Origin of the sequence: Mesorhizobium sp. M2D.F.Ca.ET.226.01.1.1, assembly GCF_004022705.2 — a bacterium.
Taxonomy (GTDB): Bacteria; Pseudomonadota; Alphaproteobacteria; order Rhizobiales; family Rhizobiaceae; genus Mesorhizobium.
On sequence record NZ_RZOY02000006.1, the window covers coordinates 282,389 to 299,458 of the forward strand.

Consider the following 17,070-nt stretch of genomic DNA (forward strand, 5'->3'; position numbering starts at 1 on the left):
GTCAGAACGCCTGGCCGATGCCGGCATAGATGCCGAAATGCGGATCGCCCGGATCGCGGTTGAGCGGCACCGCCGCGTCGATACGCAGCGGTCCGAATGGCGTGATGTAGCGCAGGCCGACGCCGGCGCCCACCTTCACATTCGAGAAATCGGGGAAGGATCTGGTCGAGACCGTGCCGGCATCGACGAACGGCACGATGCCGATCGTGTCGGTGACGCCGATGCGCATCTCGACGGAGGTCTCGAAGAAGGAAAGGCCGCCGATCGGCTGCCCATTGATGTCCTTCGGGCCGATGCCCTGGTAGGAATAGCCGCGTACCGAGCCGCCGCCGCCGGAATAGAAGCGCCGGTCGGCCGGCACGTTCTGCAGCCCGGTGCCGACGATCGAACCGAGCGTGGCGCGTTCGGCCAGCACGAACCGGCTTGCGGTATCCAGCGACTGGTAAGTGTAGCCCTCGCCCTTGAGCTTCAGGAAGGTCGCGCCGTTCAGTATGTCGTAGCTGGGCTCGGCAGAGGCGAGGAAGCGGAAGCCCCGGGTCGGGTTCAGCTTGTTGTCGCGGCTGTCATAGACATATTGCAGCGGCACGCTGGCGATCAGATAGGTGTGCTTGCCGAAGGTGTCGGTGATCCTGGAATAGTCCAGGTCGAATTCGGCCGAGACCCGCTGCTTCTTGTCGAGGTCGTAGGAAACGCCGACATCGCCCTTGACCGAGAAATGGTCATAGGCATCGGGATGCTCGAACACCGTCTTGATGCCGGTGAAGAATTTCGACGTCGGCCCGAGCACGCCAGGCTTCTCGAACATGACGCCGGCATTGTAATTCAGCGCCGAGATGCTGTTGCTTCCGATGCCGCTGATCGAGCCGTCGATGCGCAGCTTCTCGGCCTGGCCGAACAGGTTGCGATGCCCCCAATAGCCTTCGAGCCCGAGTCCTTCCGTATTCGAGACGGTGCCGCCGATGCCGAAATAGCGCGGCTTGCGCTCGCTGACCTGGACATCGATCGGGATATTGCCGTTGGCGTCGAGGCTGTCGCCTTCCTTGATGGTCACGCTGTTGAAGACTTCGAGGCCGAGCAGCCGGTCGCGGGCATCGTCGATCTCCTGCGGCGAGTATTGCTTGCCGCGCTGCAGCCCGGTCATATACTCGGTGAAACCGCGATCGACCTTCTCGGTCCCCTCGACCGTCGTGTCGCCATAGCCGGCGACCGGGCCTGCCGCCACCGTCAGCGTGACGTCCAGCGTCGAGCTGGCATGCTCGGCGACGATTTCGCGGTCCGTCACCTTGGCCAGCGGCCTGCCCTCGTCCTTCAGCGCCCGTACGATCAGGGCTTCCGCCTTGAGCACGGCGCCGGAGCTGGCATCGCCGCCGGCGATCAGCCCGAAATCGGCGCTCGCCAGCCCGGCGGCATCGCCTTTCAACCGGATATTGCCCAGTGTGAACTTCGCCCCGGGCGCGACGCTGATGACGACCGGAATGGGCTGCGGCCCTTTGAATTCGGCGTCCGGCGGTAAGTCGTCGATCGATTTGCCGTCGATCGTGATGGTGACCACGCCCTCGTAGCGGGCATCGGCGTAGAGCGCGGCTACCAGTTGTTCACGGTCGCTGCGCGCCTTGGCCATCAGTCCAAGCGATCCCGACACCGGATGATCCTCGTCGTTTTTCAGCGCCGAGGCGTTTTCGAGCCTCTTGACCAGATCCTTGTCGGCGCCACTCTTGTCAAGACTTGGCGCGTCGATGGTCACCGTATAGCGCAGCGGATCGACGATGTCGGCGTCCTCATCCTTGGACGAGCCCCAAAGCTTGATACCGAAAATCTCGAAAGCCGCCGCCTGCCGCATTTCACCGGCCAGCACGGCCGAGCAGACGAGCGCGAAAAGCAGGGCGCGCGGAAGCCCGCGCCCTGGCGCGAACCCTCCTGACATCTGCGTTTCATGCGCCGGCATTAAGATAACCTAGTCGACAAAACTAAAATTGGAATGAAGTTTCAAAACGTTCGTAAAGGGGCCACAATCCAATTGTCTGAAATAGTCCGGGCTTGGAATTCACACCTTTTGCGATTCCGCAAGAAAGTGTGATCCGTCTCACAGAGGTTATGTCGAAATACCGGCCTTTGGCCGGCATGGAAACCGTTTGCGGGTGATAAACCTGCGGCGTTCCGGCGTTGACAAGCCTGAGCGAAGCTTGATCATGCCTGGACGCTGGCAACGTCTGGAGGGTGATGTGGCAATGCGCGCGGGTCGTGGTCTCTCTTTCCTTCTTCTCATCTTTTTCGCCCTGGGCGGGGCGGCATTCGCGGCCGAAGCCCGGCGAATGGTGACAACCGACAATTCCGACTATTTCGGTTTCGACCTCCGGTCGGAGCAGAATGTCAGCCTCGACCAGTGCAAGACCACGTGCCTCGGCGATTCCGCCTGCCGCGCCTTCACCTACAACACCAAGGCGAAGTGGTGTTTTCTCAAATCCGACTATAACCAGCTGAAATCCTTCACCGGCGCCATTGCCGGCAAGATCGCCAATGTCGATGGCGACCCCGATATCGGCGCCCCGCCTGCCCTTGCTTTTTTCCCGAACTGGATGGCCGACCAGGCCCAGCAGTTCCGCAACAAGCTGACCGATCCGGCCTATGACAAGCCGACGGAGGGGCTTGCCGCGCTGCAGGCGGCAGCGGAGCAGGCCGCGCTGACCGGCGACCATCGCCTTGCCATGCAGAAATACCAGGCCGCGCTTTCGGTCCTGCCCGACGATGGTGCGCTGTGGCTGGCGCTGGCGCGCGAGATACTTGCCGTGCAGCCGGCGACGAACACCACCGAACCCTCGACTTTCCCGATGAACGCCACCTCGGCGGCCTTCAACGCCTACAAGCTGGTGCGCACTAGGAAGACCCGCGCCGAGGCGCTGGCGCTGCTTGGCGCCGGCCTCGACAAGCGCGATCTCTACCGCCCGTCGCTGCAGGCCTACGAGGCGAGCCTTGCGCTGGTGAGCTCGCCCGCCGTCCAGGCCGATTATGCCGACCTCAAAGCGCGCAAGGGTTTCCGCGTCATCGAGCACACCGTCGATGCCGATTCCTCCTCACCGCGCATCTGTGCCCAGTTTTCCGAGGAACTGGTCAAGACCGGCGTCGACTATGCGCAGTTCGTGACCGTCGACAAAGCCGCCCCCAAGGCCGTCGAGGCCAAGGACAAGCAGATCTGCGTCGAAGGCCTGGAGCACGGCCAGCATTACGACGTGACCTTCCGCGCCGGCCTGCCGGCGGCGATCAGCGAAACGCTCGCGGCCCCGGTCGTGCTGTCGATCTATGTCCAGGACCGCGCCCCGTCGGCCCGCTTTACCGGCGACAGCTTCGTGCTGCCGGCCGGCGCGCGCCGCGGCATCCCGGTCGTCACCGTCAACATGAACGCCGCCAAGATGACGCTCTACCGCATCGGCGATCGTTCGCTAGCTCAGCTTCTGTCCGGCTATCAGTTCCTGCATCAGTTGGACGGCTACGACATTTCCACCATTTCCGACCAGATGGGCGCGCCGGTCTGGTCCGGCACACTGGAAATCGCCAATGATCTCAACAAGGAAGTGACCACCTCTTTCCCGGTGGATGAGGCGATCCCGCAGCGCAAGCCTGGCGTCTATGTGCTGACCGCGCAGCCGGTCGACGACAAGAGCGACGACTATGGCTCGCGCGCCACGCAGTGGTTCGTCGTCTCCGATATCGGTCTTTCCACCTATACCGGCCAGGACGGCCTCAACGTCTTTGCCCGGTCGCTGGGCTCGGCCAAGCCGATTTCCGGCGCCGAATTGACGCTGCTGGCCAAGAACAACGAAATCCTCGGCACCGCGACCACCGACGCCGAAGGCCACGCTGTGTTCAATCCCGGCCTCACCCGTGGCGAGAACGGCATGGTGCCGGCCGTGCTGATGGCCAAGCAGGGCGACAACGACTTCGTCTTCCTCGACATGGCCAAGGCCGGCTTCGATCTGTCGGATCGTGGCGTCGAGGGGCGCGCCTCGCCCGGTGCGCTCGACGTCTATGCCTGGACGGAGCGCGGCATCTACCGTGCCGGCGAGGACGTGCATGTCGCCGCCCTCGCCCGCGACGGCGCCGCCAAGGCGGTCGAGAACCTGCCGCTCACCTTCATCTTCACCCGTCCCGACGGCGTCGAGAACCGCCGCATCGTCAGCAATGGCGAGTCCACTGGCGGCCATGCCGTCGACCTGCCGCTCGAGGCCAATGCGATGCGCGGCACCTGGACGGTGTCGATCTACACCGACCCCAAGCAGGCTGCCGTCGCCAGCCAGATGTTCCTGGTCGAGGACTTCGTGCCGGATCGCATCGAGTTCGACCTGACCGCCGACAAGAAGGAGATCGCCCAGGGCGAGACCGCCAACGCCACCGTCGACGGCCGCTTCCTCTACGGCGCGCCGGCCGCCGGCCTTGCGCTCGAAGGCGAGATGACGCTGTCGACCACCAGCAGTTGGGACAGCTTCAAGGACTTCACCTTCGGCCTCGCCGACGAGCAGTCGAGTGAGCCGACCGTGACGCCCCTCGCCAATCTTCCGGTCGTCGGCGACGACGGCAAGGCGACCTTCCCGATCACCATCGACCAGTTGCCGTCGACCACCAAGCTGGTCAACGCCAAGGTCACGGTACGCATGCGCGAGGCTGGCGGCCGCGCCGTCGAGCGTTCGCTCGACATCGGCGTTCGCCCGCAGCGCGATGTGATCGGCATTCGTCCGGATTTCGAAGGCGATGAGGTGCCGCAAGGCGGAACCGCCAAGTTCAGCATCATCGCCGTCGACCCGAACGGCAAGCGCGAGGAGCTGAAGGGCGCTCAGTGGTCGCTGGTCAAGGTCGAGCGCAATTATCAATGGTACCGTTCCAACAATTCCTGGAATTACGAGGCCGTAAGCCTCACCAAGGCCGTCGCCAACGGTGCCGTCGACCTGAAGGCCGACGGCGAGGCGACGGTGTCGCTGCCCGTCGACTGGGGCCGCTACCGGCTCGAGGTCGAGACGGCCGACCCGGACGGTCCGGCGACCAGCTATGAGTTCGATGCCGGCTGGTATGTCGCCTCCACCACCACCGAGACGCCCGACGGCCTGGAGATCGCGCTCGACAAGGACACTTACGGCGCCGGAGAAGTCGCCAAGCTGAAGGTCTCGCCGCATTTTGCCGGCGAACTTCTGGTCACCATCGGCGCCGAGAAGCTGTTGAAGACCGTCACGGCTTCGGTGCCGGCCGGCGGCGGCACCGTCGATATCCCGGTCGGCGACGACTGGGGCGCCGGCGCCTATGTCACTGCCACCTTGTTCCGGCCGGGCGACGCGCAGGAATCGCGCATGCCCGCCCGCGCCATCGGCGTCAAATGGCTTTCCGTCGATCCTGGTTCGAAGAAGCTGGCGGTCAGTTTGACGCCGCCGGAAAAGACCTTGCCGCGCCAGCAGCTGTCGATCCCGATCGCGGTCAACGGCGCCCAGGCCGGCTCCAACGCCTATGTGATGGTGGCTGCCGTCGATGTCGGCATCCTCAATCTCACCAACTACAAGGCGCCGGATCCCGAAAACTGGTTCTTCGGCCAGCGCATGCTGGGGCTTGAGATCCGCGACCTCTACGGCCGGCTGATCGACGGCTCGCTCGGCACCATGGGCAAGATAAGGACCGGCGGCGACGGCGCCAACATGCAGGCGCAAGGCAGCCCGCCGACCGAAAAGCTGGTCGCTTTCTTCTCCGGCCCGGTCGAGCTCGATGCCAATGGCAAGGCGCGGGTCGATTTCGACATTCCGCAATTCAACGGCACAGTGCGCGTCATGGCTGTCGCCTGGACCAAGGAAGCCATCGGCCATGCCCAGACCGACGTCATCGTGCGCGATCCGGTGGTGATCACCGCCGGCCTGCCGCGCTTCCTGGCGCCGGGCGATGCGGCAACCATGCGCCTCGACATCGCCGACACCGATGGCCCGGCCGGCGACTATGCGCTCTCCGTCACCACGACCGGCGACCTTTCGACCGGCGACAAGCCCCTGCCCGAGAAGCTGACGCTCGCCCAGGGCAAGCGTCAGTCGCTCACCTTCCCGCTGGTTGCCAAGACCGCGGGCGACGCCTCGGTCACCGTCAAGCTCGCGCATGCCGACGGCACCGCGGTCGAGCAGACGCTCTATCTGCCGGTGCGCCCGGCACAGCTTCCGGTCACCACCCGCATGGTGGTCGACCTGAAGCCGAAGGGCGGCTCGCTACGCGTCGACAAGGAATTGCTTGCCGCAAGCGTGCTCGACGGGGCTTCGGTCAGCGTCGGCGTCTCGCAGTCGTCCGCACTCGACGTGCCGTCGCTGTTAATGAGCCTCGACCGCTACCCCTATGGCTGCGCCGAGCAGACCACCAGCCGCGCCATGCCGCTGCTCTATGTCAACGACATGGCCAAGACCATCGGCATGGAGAGCGATCCGGACCTGCACGGCCGCATCCAGGACGCCATCTACAAGGTGCTGTCCTATCAGTCGTCAAGCGGCAGCTTCGGCCTGTGGGGGCCGGGTTCGGGCGATCTGTGGCTCGATGCCTACGTCAGCGAGTTCCTGACCCGGGCGCGCGAGGAGAAGTATGACGTTCCGGCGCTGGCGATGAACCAGGCGCTGAACAACCTGCAGAACTCGCTGGGTTATGACCAGAGCGTCCAGGATCGCGGCAGCGATATCGCTTACGCGCTCTATGTGCTCGCCCGCAACAAGAAGGCCTCGATCGGCGATCTGCGTTACTACGCCGACACGCAGCTCGAAGCCTTCTCCAGCCCGATGGCCGTCACCCAACTGGCGGCGAGCCTGGCACTCTATGGCGATACCCAGCGTTCGGAATCGACCTTCCAGACAGCGCTCAGGCTGGCGCAGTCGGAAACCGACTACGACTGGTACCGCTCGGACTACGGCTCACGGCTGCGCGACGGCGCGGCGATGCTGGCGCTGGCGGCGGAATCGAGGCCGGTGCCGAGCATCATGCCGCAGCTGATCAAGCTGGTGGGCGTGGTGCGCGCCGATGCCCGCTGGACGAGCACCCAGGACGAGTCCTGGATGCTGCTTGCCGCGCGGGCGCTGAAGGAAGGCAATGATTCCATCACGCTTTCCGTCAACGGCGCGCCGCATTCGGGCGGCTATTCCGACCAGGTCGCCGGCAGCGACCTCGTCGACAGCCCACTCACCATCGCCAACACCGGCGCGACGCCGCTGCAGGCGGTGGTGACCGCGGTCGCCGCGCCGGTCGACCCGCTGCCCGCCGGCGGCGACGGCTTCACCATCGATCGCACCTACTACAAGCTCGACGGCACCGAAGCCAATGTCACCGAGGCCAGGCAGAACGAGCGCTATGTGGTCGTGCTCAAGATCTATGAGCAGAACAAATGGCCGTCGCGGCTGCTGATCACCGACCTGTTGCCGGCCGGCTTCGAGATCGACAATCCGAGCCTGGTCTCCAGCGCGCAATTGTCGAACTTCTCCTGGCTGGCGCAGACCGACGCGGCGCATCTGGAGTTCCGCGACGACCGCTTCGTCGCCGCCTTCAATCCGAACGAAGGCGACGGCGACCGCAACATCACGCTGGCCTATGTCGTGCGCGCCGTGACGCCGGGCACTTACGCCCATCCGGCGGCCACGGTGGAGGACATGTACCGGCCGCAATACTCGGCCCGCACCGCCACCGGCGTGATGGAGGTGAAGGCGGAATAGCAAGGTCGCCGGTTTATCCTTCTCCCCGTCACTATACGGGGAGACGGTGCCGGTTCACCCTCCGAAGCTGCAGCGTAGCTGCTGCGAAGGACGGGCAGGCAGATGAGGGGCAGCGCAATGCTCTCCAGAAAATTCTTTCGAAGAACCGCAATCGCCGGCGCCTGCCTCGCCGGCTTCGCAGCTTTTTTCCTCGCCGCGCTCTGGGAACTCGACCGCGCCTTCCCGCCGCCGCTTCCGGCAAAGCTGACGGTCTCGACCGAAGTGCAGGACCGCGACGGCCAGCTGCTGCGCGCCTTCGCCACGCCCGACGGCTACTGGCGGCTCGAAACCCGGCTCGACCAGGTCGACAAGCAGTTTGTCGACATGCTGGTCACCTATGAGGACAAGCGTTTCTGGGATCACCGGGGCGTCGATCTGTTGGCGCTTTGCCGTGCCGCCGGCCAGCTCGTCACCAGCGGCCGTATCGTGTCGGGCGGCTCGACCTTGTCGATGCAGCTTGCCCGACTGATCGAGCCGCGCGACAGCCGCAGCCTCGGCTCCAAGCTCAAGCAGATGCTGCGCGCCATCCAGATCGAGCGGCGGCTCACCAAGCAGGAAATCCTCGAACGCTACCTGACGCTTGCGCCCTATGGCGGCAATCTCGAAGGCGTTCGCGCCGCCTCGCTCGCCTATTTCGGCAAGGAGCCGAAGCGGCTGACCGTTTCGGAAGCCGCCCTCCTCGTCGCGCTGCCGCAATTGCCGGAAAAGCGCCGACCCGACCGCAATCTCGATATCGGGCACGCCGCGCGCGACCGGGTGCTGACCCGAATGGTCTCGGCCGGCCTGCTCGGCGAGCGCGAAGCCGCGCGCGCCGCCCTCGACGACGTTTCCGGCCTGCGCAGAAAACTGCCGGCGCTGGCCGCGCATGCCTCCTACGCCGTGCTGCCCAAGGCAATGCCCGGCAAGCCGCTGCAGCTCACCATCCGCAAAAGTGTGCAGCAGGGGCTTGAGCAGGTGGCAAGGGATGCCGCCAGGAAGCTCGGCCCAAAGCTTTCCGTCGCCATGGTGATGGCCGACGCGCGCACCGGCGACATCCTCGGCGAGGTCGGCTCCGCCAATTTCTTCGACGCCAGCCGCTCCGGTTGGATCGACATGACCAAGGTGGTGCGCTCTCCCGGCTCGACGCTGAAGCCCTTCATCTATGGACTTGCCTTCGAGCAGGGTCTGGTGGCGCAAGAGATGATCATCGAGGACAGCCCGGTCGATTTCGGCGGCTACCGTCCAAAGAATTTCGACATGGGCTACCAGGGCGACGTCTCGATCCGCCAGGCGCTGCAATTGTCGCTCAACGTGCCGGCGATCCGGGTGCTCGACGCTGTCGGTCCGGCACGGCTGACGGCGCGGTTCCGTCAGGCCGGCATCAACCCGGTCCTGCCGGTCAACGAGGCGCCGGGCCTCGCGATCGGGCTGGGCGGCGTCGGCGTGACGTTGCGCGATCTGGTGCAGCTCTATACGGGGCTCGCCAATGGCGGCAAGATGCATACGCTGCATGACGGCACCGAGCCGGCCAATGCCGAGCGCACCACCGCCACCATCCTCGATGACCAGGCCGCCTGGCAGATCAACGACATCCTGTCCGGTGTGAAACCGCCGGAAGGCGCCATGCAGCGCGGCATCGCCTACAAGACCGGCACGTCATACGGCTATCGCGATGCCTGGTCCGTCGGCTTCGACGGCCGCTATGTGCTGGGCGTGTGGGTTGGCCGCGCCGATGCCAGCCCCGTCCCCGGCCTGTCGGGTTATGTCTCGGCGGCTCCCATCCTGTTCGAAGGTTTCGTCCGTTCCGGCCTTGCCAGCGTGCCGCTGCCCAGCCGGCCGCCGGGCGTCTTCAATCCCAAGCGCGAGGAATTGCCGGTGACGCTTGCCCGCTTCGGTGCCGGCTCCGACGGGCTGGTGCAGGCGACAGCCACCGAGCCCGCGCCGACCATCATCTTCCCGCCCGACGGCGCCCGCGTCGATCTCGGCACCAACTCCGCCGACGCCACGCCGCTGGTGCTGAAGCTGCAGGGTGGCCGCGCGCCGTTCCGCTGGCTCGCCAACGGCAAGCCGCTCGCCGGCATCGACCGCCGCCGCACCGCGACCTGGCAACCGGACGGCACCGGCTATTCGACGCTGACCGTGATCGACGCCGCCGGCCGCGCGGCAAGCGTGAAGGTTTTCGTTGAATAGGATGCGGCAAGCGATTCAGGGGATTGCGTTTCTTAAGGCTTCGGCGCGCGGGGTTTCTCCCTTGACGTATGGCGCGAGGCCCCCCTCTCTGGCCTGCCGGCCATCTCCCCCTCAAGGGGGGAGATTACTTGCTTCACCGGCTTCGCCAATCTTCGACGTCGGAAAGATAGATCCGGCGCCGAAACCGCCAATCTCCCCGCTTGAGGGGGAGATGCCCGGCAGGGCAGAGAGGGGGGCCTCGCGCCGACCTCTGTTGGTAACATTCCTCGCAACGCTGGCCCTGCTGTCCGCAACCCCCACCCCGGCCCGCGCCGATCCCCTGTCCGCCGGCTTCGTCAGGCTCGCCGATATTGACCCGACCATCCGCCAGGACATCCGCTACGCCGGCCGCGAAAATTTCCTGCACCGCAAGGTCGATGGCTATGACGCGCCGGTCTGCATCCTGACCGCGCCGGCCGCGAAGGCGCTGTCCAGCGTTCAGAAAGCCATGACCGCCAAGGGGCTGACGCTGGTCGTCTTCGACTGCTACCGGCCTGCCCGTGCCGTTACCGACATGGGCAAATGGACGAGACAAGGCGGCCCGCCCGACCCGCAATGGTACCCGACGGTCGAGCGCGGCGATCTCATCGCCAAGGGCTATGTCGGCCAGTTGTCCAGCCACTCGCGCGGCTCGACCGTTGACCTCGCCATCGCCAAGGCCGGCAGGAAAAGCTCCGTACATCCGGCCTGCGGCGCGCCGGAAGGCGGCACGCTCGATTTCGGCACCGGTTTCGACTGCTTCGATCCGATGAGCGAGACGGCGCACCATCCTCTTTCCGCTGAAGCGGCAGCCAACCGCAAGATGCTGGTTGCCGCCATGCGTGCCGCCGGCTTCCGCAATTATGCGCGCGAATGGTGGCACTTCACGCTGGCCAAGGAGCCCTCCCCCAAACGGCGTTTCGATTTTCCGGTCACCGCACCTTAGCCTAAGGCGTCCCAGCCTTGCCCAAGCCGTTGCCGGCCCTAATTAGGCCGGCTGGCGAGGATTCATGGTCTCGCCGGCTTGAGGAAGATATTTCTTCGGAAGGTGTCGATACGGCGAGAAATTGCTTCAAGGAGGTGAAAAAGGCAACATTCAATGCATCTAATTTCTATAAACTCGCTAGAGTTCGCAGCAGTTCAACGGAGGCGGGAATGACCAAACCTCATTTCAGGAAACTGCTCGGCGCGCTGGTCGCCACATCTATCCAGTTCGGCACACTCGGTTTCGCGTTTGCCGACACCACCATCCTCAACGTGTCCTACGACCCGACACGTGAGCTCTACAAGGCCTATAATGAGGCCTTCGCCGCACACTGGAAAGCTGAGACCGGCGAGACGGTCACCATCCAGCAGTCGCATGGCGGATCCGGCGCTCAAGCCCGGGCGGTGATCGACGGCCTCAATGCCGACGTGGTGACGCTGGCGCTTGAAGGCGACATCAACGCCATCGTCTCCAAGTCGAAGAAGATCAATCCCGACTGGCGCAAGAAATTCGAAAACAATTCAGCGCCTTACACCTCGACCATCATCTTCCTGGTGCGCAAGGGCAATCCCAAGGGCATTCATGACTGGAACGACCTGGTCAAGGACGGCGTGCAGGTGATCACGCCGAACCCGAAAACCTCCGGCGGCGCGCGCTGGAACTATCTGGCGGCCTGGGCCTATGCCAACGCGCATGACGGCAATGACGAGGCCAAGACCAAGGAATTCGTCGGCAAGCTCTATGCCAATGCCCCCGTGCTCGACAGCGGCGCGCGCGGCTCGACCGTCACTTTCGCGCAAAAGGGACTGGGCGACGTGCTGATCGCCTGGGAGAACGACGCCTATTTGGCGCTCGACGAATTCGGCGCTGACAATTTCGACATCGTCTACCCGCCGACCTCGATCCTGGCCGAACCGCCTGTTGCCGTCGTCGACGCCAATGTCGACGCCAAGGGCACGCGCAAGGTGGCCGAAGCCTATCTTTCCTATCTCTACTCGAAGGAAGGCCAGACCATCATCGCCAAGAACCATTATCGCCCCGCCAAGCCCGAACTGGTGCCGCCGGAAGACCTCGCCAAGCTGCCGCAGATCAAGCTGGTCACCATCGACGACCCGCAATTCGGCGGCTGGAAGAAAGCGCAGCCTTACCATTTCGGCGACGGTGGTATATTCGACCAGATCTACAAGCCGGCGCAGTGAGAGGCTGGGCCTCAAAAACTGGCGACTGCAATCTGGTTGAGTAAGAAGGGACGATCCAGAACAGCATGACCACAGCACCCGCCCAGGCGGGGTGGCGGTTCAGACAGCCGAGTGTCATTCCGGGTTTCGGACTGACGCTCGGCTTCTCGCTTGCCTACCTCACGCTCATCATCCTCATCCCGCTTTCGGGGCTGATCTGGCGCTCGGCCGCGCTCGGCTGGGCCGATTTCTGGGCCTTGGCCACCGACCGGCGCACTCTCACCGCGCTTGAGATCAGTTTCGGCACGGCCTTCATCGCCGCCGCGGCCAACGTCGCCTTCGGCACACTCGTCGCCTGGGTGCTGGTCCGCTACCGTTTCCCCGGCCGCCGCATCGTCGATGCCATGGTCGACCTGCCCTTCGCGCTGCCCACCGCGGTCGCCGGCATCGCGCTGACCACGCTCTACGCCCCCACCGGCTGGCTCGGCAAATTGCTGATGCCGCTCGGCATCAAGGTCGCCTACACTCCACTCGGCATCGTCGTGGCGCTGGTCTTTATCGGCCTGCCCTTCGTCGTGCGCACCGTGCAGCCGATCATGGAGGAGATCGACAAGGAGGTCGAGGAAGCCGCCGCCACGCTCGGCGCCAGCCGTTTCCAGATCATCACCCGCGTGTTGTTGCCCGGCCTGGCGCCAGCCATCGTCACCGGCTTCTCGCTCGCCTTCGCGCGCGGCGTCGGCGAATACGGCTCGGTCATCTTCATCGCCGGCAACCTGCCCTACAAATCCGAGATCGCACCGCTTTTGATCGTCATCCGGCTGGAGGAATACAACTACCCGGCCGCGACGGCGATCGCCGCGATCATGCTGGGACTGTCCTTCGCGATGCTCTTGGTCATCAACCTCGTGCAGACATGGAGCCGCAAGCGCTATGGCTGATCCCGAGATCAAATCCTATGAACCACTGCATGAAAGCCGCTCGGCGGCGGTCACCGAAAGCCGGCCCGTCCGCATCACGCTGACGACCGTCACGCTCGTCTTTCTCGGCGTCTTCCTGCTGTTGCCACTGATCATTGTGTTCAAGGAGGCTTTTGCCAAGGGCGTCGGCGCCTATTTCCAGTCCCTGGGCGATGCCGACACGCGCTCCGCCATCCGCCTGACGCTGCTGGTGGCGGCGATCTCGGTGCCGCTCAATCTCGTCTTCGGCCTTTCGGCTGCCTGGGCCATCGCCAAGTTCGAGTTCAAGGGCAAAGCGTTCCTGACCACGCTGATCGACCTGCCCTTCTCGGTCTCGCCGGTCATTTCCGGCCTGGTCTATGTGCTGCTCTTCGGCGCGCAAGGGCTGCTCGGCGAATGGCTGAAGGCGCACGGAATCCAGATCTTGTTCGCGGTGCCGGGCATTGTGCTCGCCACGGTTTTCGTCACCTTCCCCTTCGTCGCGCGCGAGCTGATTCCGCTGATGCAGGAGCAGGGCAATGGCGACGAGGAGGCGGCGCTCTCGCTTGGCGCCAACGGCTGGCAGGCCTTCTGGTACGTGACGCTGCCCAATGTCAAATGGGGGCTGCTTTACGGCGTGCTGCTCTGCAATGCGCGCGCCATGGGCGAGTTCGGCGCGGTCTCCGTGGTGTCCGGCCACATACGGGGCCTCACCAACACCATGCCGCTGCATGTCGAGATCCTGTACAATGAGTACAACGCCGTCGGCGCTTTTGCTGTCGCTTCGCTGCTCGCCGGCCTGGCGCTGGTGACGCTGGTCTTGAAAACACTTCTCGAGCTGCGCTACGGCGCCGAGATCGCCGCGACACGCGGACACTAGGTGCATGTCACCCAAAAGTGCGTAGCGGTTTTGGGATAATGATATGCATCAACGAAACTGAGGGATTTGCATGGAAGTTCGCGTCGTCAACGTGCGCAAGGAGTTCGAGCGGTTTCCGGCGCTCCACGACGTGTCGCTCGACATCAGGTCGGGCGAGCTCATTGCGCTGCTCGGGCCGTCCGGCTCGGGCAAGACGACGCTGCTGCGCCTGATCGCCGGCCTGGAGCGGCCGACCAAGGGCGCGGTCTTCTTCGGCGACGAGGACGCTTCGCAGAAGTCGATCCAGGAGCGCAATGTCGGCTTCGTCTTCCAGCATTACGCGCTGTTCCGCCACATGACGGTCGCCGACAATATCGGCTTCGGTCTGAAGGTCCGGCATGGCGCAGCGCGGCCGCCGGCGCAGGAAATCCGCCGCCGGGCGCTGGAGCTGCTCGACCTCGTCCAGCTGTCAGGCCTGGAAAAGCGCTATCCCGCGCAGCTCTCCGGCGGCCAACGCCAGCGCGTGGCTTTGGCCCGCGCCATGGCGATCGAGCCCAAGGTGCTGTTGCTTGACGAGCCGTTCGGCGCGCTCGACGCCCAGGTGCGCCGCGAACTGCGCCGCTGGTTGCGCGAGATCCATGACCGCACCGGCCACACAACCGTTTTCGTCACGCATGACCAGGAAGAGGCGCTGGAGCTCGCCGACCGCGTCGTGGTCATGAGCCAGGGCCGTATCGAGCAAGTCGGCGGCGCCGACGAGATCTACGACACGCCGAACTCGCCTTTCGTCTATTCCTTCATCGGCGAATCGAGCGCGCTGCCCGTCAAAGTCGAGAACGGCGAGGTCTGGCTCGCCGACCGGCCGATCGGCTTGCCGGCGCCGCATGCGCCGTCCGGCGAGGCACAGCTCTACTTCCGCCCGCACGATGTCGAGCTGGTCGACGGCTGCAGCGGCTGCATCGCCGGCACGGTCGCCGCCAGCCGCCGGGTCGCCGGCACCAGGCGGGTCGAGCTTGAGGTCGGCGGCGAGCGCCAGCGCGTCGAGATCGAGCTGCCGGTCGACCACCCGGCGGCGCAGAAGAGCCGCGTCGCCTTCCGGCCGCGGCGCTGGAAGCTTTTCCCGACAGCCTGACCGTCGTCCGACTTCGGCGGCCTGCACTTTCCTGTTCAGGGACGCCGTGAATCTGTTTGAAAGAAAATCCTACCAAACAGCCGTTTCGACGTGAGATTTTCCAGCCGTCGAGCATCAGCTCGGCCAGCATGTCTCGTGACGGTCACCGTGCCCGGCTATGCTTCGCGCCATAGTCCCGGTTGATTTTTCTGGAGCGTTTCATGAAGCGTCTATTGCTTGGCATCGCGGCTGCTGCCGGCCTCGTCCTCGCATCCTCCCAAGCCTGGTCGGCCGACAAGCTTTTGAATGCATCCTATGACGTCGGCCGCGAGCTGTTCGCCGCCATCAACAAGGCCTTCGTTGCCAAGCACCCGGGCGTGATCATCGATCAGTCGCATGCGGGCACCTCGGCGCAGGCGCGCGCCATCGCCGAGGGGCTCGCCGCCGATGTCGTTACCTTCAACCAGGTGACCGACGTCGACTTCCTGGTCAAGAAGGGCCTCGTCTCGGCAGACTGGCAGAAGGATTTTCCCGACAACGCCTCGCCCTTCTATTCGCTGCCGTCCTTCCTGGTCCGCGCCGGCAACCCCAAGCACATCAAGGACTGGAACGACCTGGTGCGCGACGACGTGCAGGTGATCTTCCCGAATCCGAAGACGTCGGGCAATGCGCGCTACACCTATCTGGCGGCGACCGCCTACGCCAAGGAGGCCTTCAAGGGCGACGACGCCAAGGTGAAGGAGTTCATCACCAAGCTCTTCAACAACGTGCCGATCTTCGACACCGGCGGCCGCGCCGCCACCACGACGTTCGTGCAGCGTGAGATCGGCGATGTGCTGATCACCTTCGAGTCCGAGACGCGTGGCATCCGCAAGGAATATGGCGACGACAAGTTCGAGCAGGTCACGCCTTCGGTCAGCCTGCTGGCCGAGTTCCCGGTGGCGATCGTCGACAAGGTCGCCGACGAGCATGGCAGCCGCGACCTCGCCAAGTCCTATCTCGATTTCCTCTACACGCCGGACGGCCAGGAGATCGCCGCCGAGAACGGCTTGCGGGCTCGCGATGGGGCGGTCGCCGCCAAGCACAAGGCCGACTTCCCGGACGTCCGGCTGCTGACCGTCGACGAAGTCTTCGGCGGCTGGGACAAGGTGCAGAAGGAGCATTTCGCTGCCGGCGGACTGCTCGATCAGACCTATGGCAGCCGCTGAAAGGGCTCCACAATCAGGAAGCGCAAGGAGGCCGGCTTTGCCGGCTTCTTCTTATAAGCGGGGTTGCATGAGTTCCCAGGGGAAATCCCGGCCCCTACGTGAAAAACGTTACGAAGAATCAACGCGTTTCTGCCTAAGCTGCACCGGCAAATTGTTGGTCCAGAGGGCGTTCAACGGTCAAACTGTCATGATTTGCACACAAACAACCGCCAGATGCAGACGCATTGGGGTTTGATGAATTGAATCGGGCATGCTGACCAAAAAAGGCAAATACGGCCTCAAGGCCCTCGTGCATCTTTCCAGCCTGCCAGCTGGTCAGCTTGCATTCGTCAACGACATTGCCGTCGCTAACAACATCCCGAAAAAATTCCTGGACGCGATCCTGGGCGAGCTGCGCAATGCCGGCTTCGTCCAGAGCCGCAAGGGCAAGGAAGGCGGCTATCGCCTCGCCCGGCCCGCTTCCGAGATCAAGATCGGCCATGTCGTGCGTGTGCTCGACGGGCCGCTGGCGCCGATCCCTTGCGCCAGCCGCACGCAATATCAGCGTTGCGAGGACTGCGACGAAGCCACCTGCCAGGTCCGTCACATGATGCTGGAAGTGCGCCAGGCGATTGCCGAGGTGCTCGACAACCGCAGCCTCGCCGCCATGCGCGACGCCGACAACGACGATTTCCCGGCGGAGCTCACCTCCCAGATCTAACACCTGAAAAAGTGTGCAGCGGGTTGGGGTTCGCCGACCTCGCCACAAGTCTTCCGGTACGATTGCGCGGGACGAGATGCCGCCTTTCCCGACCTGTCGCCTCTCGGTTGCCAGTCTATCGCGGACGCAGTAAAGCGGCTGGGAGGACGAAAACAGGGCTCTGAC

10 protein-coding genes are annotated in these 17,070 nt (G+C 64.5%); 9 read left to right on the top strand and 1 reads right to left on the bottom strand.

Features of this window, described 5'->3' with window-relative positions:
* Nucleotide 1: 1 nt before the first annotated feature.
* Entirely contained in the window at nucleotides 2-1,945 is a 1,944-nt protein-coding gene (locus EN869_RS16385; protein ID WP_127229239.1) for an autotransporter assembly complex family protein, read from the bottom strand.
* Between the two features lie 277 nt (nucleotides 1,946-2,222).
* On the opposite strand from EN869_RS16385, the gene EN869_RS16390 reads away from it, so the two are divergent.
* The 9 genes from EN869_RS16390 to EN869_RS16430 all read left to right on the top strand — a co-directional run bounded on the left by EN869_RS16390 (nucleotide 2,223) and on the right by EN869_RS16430 (nucleotide 16,905).
* Nucleotides 2,223-7,703, top strand: a complete 5,481-nt coding sequence (locus EN869_RS16390; protein ID WP_127229240.1) for an alpha-2-macroglobulin family protein — start codon at nucleotides 2,223-2,225, stop codon at nucleotides 7,701-7,703.
* Between the two features lie 117 nt (nucleotides 7,704-7,820).
* A complete protein-coding gene (pbpC, locus tag EN869_RS16395) occupies nucleotides 7,821-9,911 on the top strand; it encodes a penicillin-binding protein 1C (RefSeq protein WP_245489314.1) in 2,091 nt (696 codons plus the stop codon).
* Between the two features lie 253 nt (nucleotides 9,912-10,164).
* Nucleotides 10,165-10,875, top strand: a complete 711-nt coding sequence (locus tag EN869_RS16400; protein WP_348630808.1) for a M15 family metallopeptidase — start codon at nucleotides 10,165-10,167, stop codon at nucleotides 10,873-10,875.
* A gap of 209 nt (nucleotides 10,876-11,084) precedes the next feature.
* Nucleotides 11,085-12,113: a sulfate ABC transporter substrate-binding protein gene (locus EN869_RS16405; protein ID WP_127229243.1), complete on the top strand. Its 1,029-nt coding sequence runs from the start codon at nucleotides 11,085-11,087 to the stop codon at nucleotides 12,111-12,113.
* Nucleotides 12,114-12,178: 65 nt separating this feature from the next.
* Nucleotides 12,179-13,030, top strand: a complete 852-nt coding sequence (gene cysT, locus EN869_RS16410; protein WP_127229244.1) for a sulfate ABC transporter permease subunit CysT — start codon at nucleotides 12,179-12,181, stop codon at nucleotides 13,028-13,030.
* A complete protein-coding gene (gene cysW / locus EN869_RS16415; RefSeq protein ID WP_127229245.1) occupies nucleotides 13,023-13,907 on the top strand; it encodes a sulfate ABC transporter permease subunit CysW in 885 nt (294 codons plus the stop codon). The genes cysT and cysW overlap by 8 nt, the downstream gene beginning before the upstream one ends.
* Before the next feature lie 70 nt (nucleotides 13,908-13,977).
* Complete coding sequence (locus EN869_RS16420; protein ID WP_127229246.1) at nucleotides 13,978-15,018, top strand: sulfate/molybdate ABC transporter ATP-binding protein; 1,041 nt, start codon at nucleotides 13,978-13,980, stop codon at nucleotides 15,016-15,018.
* Between the two features lie 200 nt (nucleotides 15,019-15,218).
* Entirely contained in the window at nucleotides 15,219-16,205 is a 987-nt protein-coding gene (locus EN869_RS16425; protein ID WP_127229247.1) for a sulfate ABC transporter substrate-binding protein, read from the top strand.
* 250 nt (nucleotides 16,206-16,455) lie between these two features.
* Complete coding sequence (locus EN869_RS16430) at nucleotides 16,456-16,905, top strand: Rrf2 family transcriptional regulator (RefSeq protein WP_027167615.1); 450 nt, start codon at nucleotides 16,456-16,458, stop codon at nucleotides 16,903-16,905.
* Nucleotides 16,906-17,070: the final 165 nt, after the last annotated feature.

Coding starts and splice junctions, on each gene's coding strand:
- EN869_RS16425 (WP_127229247.1), top strand. CDS start 15,219: ATGAAGCGTCTATTGCTTGGCATCGCGGCTGCTGCCGGCCTCGTCCTC.
- EN869_RS16385 (WP_127229239.1), bottom strand. CDS start 1,945: ATGCCGGCGCATGAAACGCAGATGTCAGGAGGGTTCGCGCCAGGGCGC.
- cysT (WP_127229244.1), top strand. CDS start 12,179: ATGACCACAGCACCCGCCCAGGCGGGGTGGCGGTTCAGACAGCCGAGT.
- pbpC (WP_245489314.1), top strand. CDS start 7,821: ATGCTCTCCAGAAAATTCTTTCGAAGAACCGCAATCGCCGGCGCCTGC.
- EN869_RS16420 (WP_127229246.1), top strand. CDS start 13,978: ATGGAAGTTCGCGTCGTCAACGTGCGCAAGGAGTTCGAGCGGTTTCCG.
- EN869_RS16430 (WP_027167615.1), top strand. CDS start 16,456: ATGCTGACCAAAAAAGGCAAATACGGCCTCAAGGCCCTCGTGCATCTT.
- EN869_RS16405 (WP_127229243.1), top strand. CDS start 11,085: ATGACCAAACCTCATTTCAGGAAACTGCTCGGCGCGCTGGTCGCCACA.
- cysW (WP_127229245.1), top strand. CDS start 13,023: ATGGCTGATCCCGAGATCAAATCCTATGAACCACTGCATGAAAGCCGC.